The sequence below is a fragment of the uncultured Rikenella sp. genome, from assembly GCF_910577125.1.
Lineage (GTDB): Bacteria > Bacteroidota > Bacteroidia > Bacteroidales > Rikenellaceae > Rikenella.
In genome coordinates this window covers 1-4,027 of sequence record NZ_CAJTMN010000149.1, presented here as the reverse complement: position 1 = coordinate 4,027, position 4,027 = coordinate 1, and the positions used below count along the sequence as shown (strand labels likewise).

Here is a 4,027-nt window from a genome sequence, read left to right as displayed (position 1 = left end):
GGAAATCGTCAAAACTCGCTTGCGTGTTTTGACTGGATTTCCCAAGGCGCGCGAAAAAAAGCAAACCCCGCCCCGGGCTTTCGCGACTATGGCCGTATCGGCGTTGAAGGAGCCCTACATAGCGTCGGCAATTACGGATTCAGCTGGTCTTCCACCACGAACAGCACTTACGGTTCAGACTTACATTTTTACACACCGTACCTCGACCCCAGCCGTATGACGTATCGCGTCCACGGTCTTCAGTTGCGTTGCCTCTCGGAATAAACGGAAGACGACACCCTGCGGTTCGAAAAGCCGCCCAAGCAGAAAATCCATCGCGGTGCGGCGCCAGCGGAGGGTGCAACGAGCTCCGTCGAGTTGCAGCCCGCCGCCGGGGGTGGCGACGGACTGCGCGCCCCAAAGGGTCGCACCAGCTAAGAACAAAGCACAGCCAACAGCTCCGCCACATTCGGTCTGTTTCCCATCCCCCCGAAGCCGCTACGCGGCTTGGGCGACATGGCCGGCAACCTAAAGGTCGCAAGAGTTCAATCTAACTTACAGCCCCAAGCTCGGCCCATTCGTCCTCGGCGCGCCTCCCCCGCGCCGCTATCGCGTCGCTGCGCCCGAGGACGGCGATTCCGTAGGAATCGCGCTACTCGCTTTCAGCCCAAAGCCCGGGTAATAGCTCCGTCCAGCGCGACGCGAAAACCGCAAACGGTTTTCGCGCCCGAAGAACAGTCGCATCCCAAAGCACCGCCCCGTGTCCGCCTCACTGCGGCTCCGCTATCGCTCCGCCGCGCTTCGCGCGCCTGGCGATTCATTCTATTTCGGCTCACGCCGAAACTGTCGAATCGCCTTAAAAGGCGTCGGCGCGCGGTTGCTTGAGTAATAAAGGCCAGCCGCCGTGACGCGAACGCGTCGGCCGGCCGGGCCCCGCGTGCCCACCGTGGGCAATTACAGGATCAGCCCAACTCGTTACTCGTACACTATGCGCCTCACGCTCCGCAAGACTCAGGCGGCGACCGCCCCCCTCAAAAAGCCCGGCGAAGCCCACACCACCCAATCCCTTTTTCCCTATCTTTGCGGTACCATGAAACTCCACCGCATCACCCACTATATCAAGCCCAGTTTTTGGATTTTTCTGATCCTCGCCGCCCTGCTGTGGTACGTCACCAAACTCGGCTACCGATACACCACCGAGATCCCCCTCGCCGTCGAAGTGACCAACGACTTCTCCTCACGGCTCTGGATCGACCACCCCCGGCACACCGTGAACTGTCGCGCCGAAGGCGTCGGGAGCAAGCTCCTCGCCCATAAGCTGCGGATGTCCGACCGCCTCGTGATCCCCATGTCCCAGCTCACCCTCGTTCCCGTCTCCGGGAGCGACGAACTGTTCCGGATCGACAAGACCTCCCTGACCGGCGCCCTCGCCGCCGCCGGGAAAGAGCTCCGGATCCTCGAAATCCTCGACACCGCCCTGACCATCCGCGTCTCGCCCGTCGAGACCAGACGTCTGGCCGTCCTCAGCCGCCTCGATATCCTCCCCGCCCGGCAGCACATGCCCATCGGCCCGCCCCGGTTCTCGCCCGACTCCGTCGACGTTCGCGGCCCCCGGAGCCTGCTCGACACCCTGTCCGGCATCTACACCCGCCCCCGGCGGATCAGCGACGCCCAGGGAACCCTGACCGGCCACATCGAACTCACCCCGCCCGAAGGCACCCAACTCTCCGAACGCCAGACCGACTACCGCATCGACATCGTCCCCTACACCCAGCACACCCTCGACCTCCCCGTGCGGATCGAACACCTGGAGAAACAGACCCAGGCCATCGTCATTCCCGGCCGCGTCCGCGTCACCCTGAACGTCCCCCTGCGCGACTACGAACGCATCCGCGAAGAACAGCTCCACGCCTACGTCGACTACCGCGACGCCGTGCGCCAGCCCAGCGGCCGGAGCGAAGTCCGCCTCGACTCCCTGCCCGCCGGCACCGAGATCCTCCGCATCGAACCCCAGGACGTCGAAACCTTCTTCACCCGCCGTCCATGAGCCTCAACACCCCTCGCCTCCCCCTTCGCGTCGGCCTGACCGGCGGCATCGGCAGCGGAAAAAGCACCGTCAGCCGCCTGCTGCAACTCCTCGGCATCCCCGTCTACAACGCCGACCTCGCCGCCCGGCAGCTCATGGAGAACGACCCCTCCTTGCAGGAGGCCATCATTCACCACTTCGGCCCCGAGTCCTATATTACAGAGAATCAAGCCCAAAGGCTCAACCGTCCTTATCTCGCCAATCGGGTTTTCGGCCATCCCGAGAGACTCGCGGCCCTGAACCGGCTCGTACACCCCGCCGTCGAACGCGACTTCGAGCGCTGGGCCGCCCAGTGGGACAGCCTCCCCTCGCCGCCCCCCTACGTGGTCGAAGAAGCCGCCATCCTGATCGAATCCGGCGCCCACCGGCTGATGGATCGCATCGTCACCGTCACCGCCCCCGAACCCATTCGCCTGCAACGGATTATCCGCCGCGACCGGACCACCGCCACCGCCGCCCGCGCCCGCATCTCCGCCCAGCTGAGCGACCCCCAGCGAGCCTCCTACGCCGACTTCACCCTCACCGCCGACGACCGGCAGCTGCTGATCCCTCAGGTACTCGCCCTCCACACCGCCCTGTGCCGCGAAACCGCCGGAGAGTCCCCCGCCCGGAATTAGGAAATTTTGCTACCTTTGTTCTCTGAAACTCCCGGAGCGAGCCTCCTCGGAAATCACGCAATCAACAAGACAACAGATAGTTATATGGAACTGAAAGAGATTTTAGCCGTCTCCGGCACCCCGGGTCTCTACCGCTACGTGGCACAAGGCAAAGGCGGGATTATCGTCGAATCGCTGTCCGACGGCCGCCGGACGATGGTCGGCGGGACAACGAAAGTGAGCGCCCTGGGCGACATCGCGATCTTCACCGCCTCGGGCGAGATGCCCCTGGGCGACCTGTTCCAGACCCTCTACGACCGTCAGGGCGGCCAGGCCGTCGAAGTGACCGCAAAATCCACCCCCGACGAACTGCGCGCCTTTATGTCCTCCATCCTTCCGGACTACGACACCGAACGCGTCCACCAGTCCGACATGAAGAAGATCGCCCAGTGGTACAACCTCCTGGTCGCAGCCGGCATGACCAGTTTCAAAGCAACTGAAGCCACTGCCGAAGGCGGCGAATCGGTCTCCGAAGCTCCGAAGCCGGCCAAAACGACGAAGACCGGTACGAAAACGGCCGCCAAGAGCAGCAGCGCCACCCAGCGCACGCCGAAAGTGAGCGGTGCCAAGACCGCATCGGTCAAGAACACCACCGCCCGGAAAGCGCAATAATCTTCCGATAGCCGACCTGTTCGGCCGATCAACGACAGCGAGCCGTTTCCACCCTTGTCGGGTTGAAACGGCTCGCTTGCATTTTCCTCCTCCACACGACATCAGATAGTCCGATATTGTCTTCCCCGCCCCGGGCTTCCGCGACGCAGGCAATCATGGACGGTTAGGCGATCCGGTGTACGTCGCCAACTACGGGTGCAGCTGGGCTTCCACAGCCAGCAGTATTCACGGCATGTACTTGAGTTTCCACGTAGCGGGCCTCAATCCCAGCAACGCGAACAGCCGCGCCTACGGTCTTCAGTTGCGTTGCCTCTCGGAATAAACGGACAGTTCCCGCCCCGGGCCTCCGCTATCGTGCGGACGGCGTACAGCGTAGCGTCGGCAGCGAGGGTACGATATGGTCTTCATCAGTACCCGGCAGTAGCGCGGGCACCTAGCGTCTGTTATTCGATGTGACGTACATGTATCCTTCGGATGCGAGCAGTCGCGCCCACGGTTTTCCGTTGCGTTGCCTCTCGGAATAAACGGACGCTAAGCGTCTTTTAATGGCCGGGTCTACCCTAGGGCAGCTCTACCCGAATATCTGCCGACCCCCTGCGGCTCGCAGAGCCGCGCGGGCCGGAGCCACTCCGGCAGGAGGAACGCCAGCGTCTCCTATTGGTATCCTCTCCTCTGTGGGGCGGACGCCCGGGAG

Annotated in this window: 3 protein-coding genes and 1 pseudogene; all 4 read left to right on the top strand. The window is 63.2% G+C overall.

All coding sequences use genetic code 11. The features are described 5' to 3' along the window. Positions 1-264, top strand: a pseudogene (locus QZ292_RS09960) (hypothetical protein); the annotation flags it as partial. Between the two features lie 703 nt (positions 265-967). Further along, entirely contained in the window at positions 968-2,026 is a 1,059-nt protein-coding gene (locus tag QZ292_RS09955; RefSeq protein ID WP_294601113.1) for a hypothetical protein, read from the top strand. Next, positions 2,023-2,682, top strand: a complete 660-nt coding sequence (gene coaE / locus QZ292_RS09950; RefSeq protein ID WP_294601110.1) for a dephospho-CoA kinase — start codon at positions 2,023-2,025, stop codon at positions 2,680-2,682. Before QZ292_RS09955 ends, coaE begins: the two co-directional genes overlap by 4 nt. 84 nt (positions 2,683-2,766) lie before the next feature. Further along, entirely contained in the window at positions 2,767-3,333 is a 567-nt protein-coding gene (locus tag QZ292_RS09945; RefSeq protein ID WP_363324074.1) for a DUF5606 domain-containing protein, read from the top strand. The last annotated feature ends 694 nt before the right edge of the window (positions 3,334-4,027 follow it).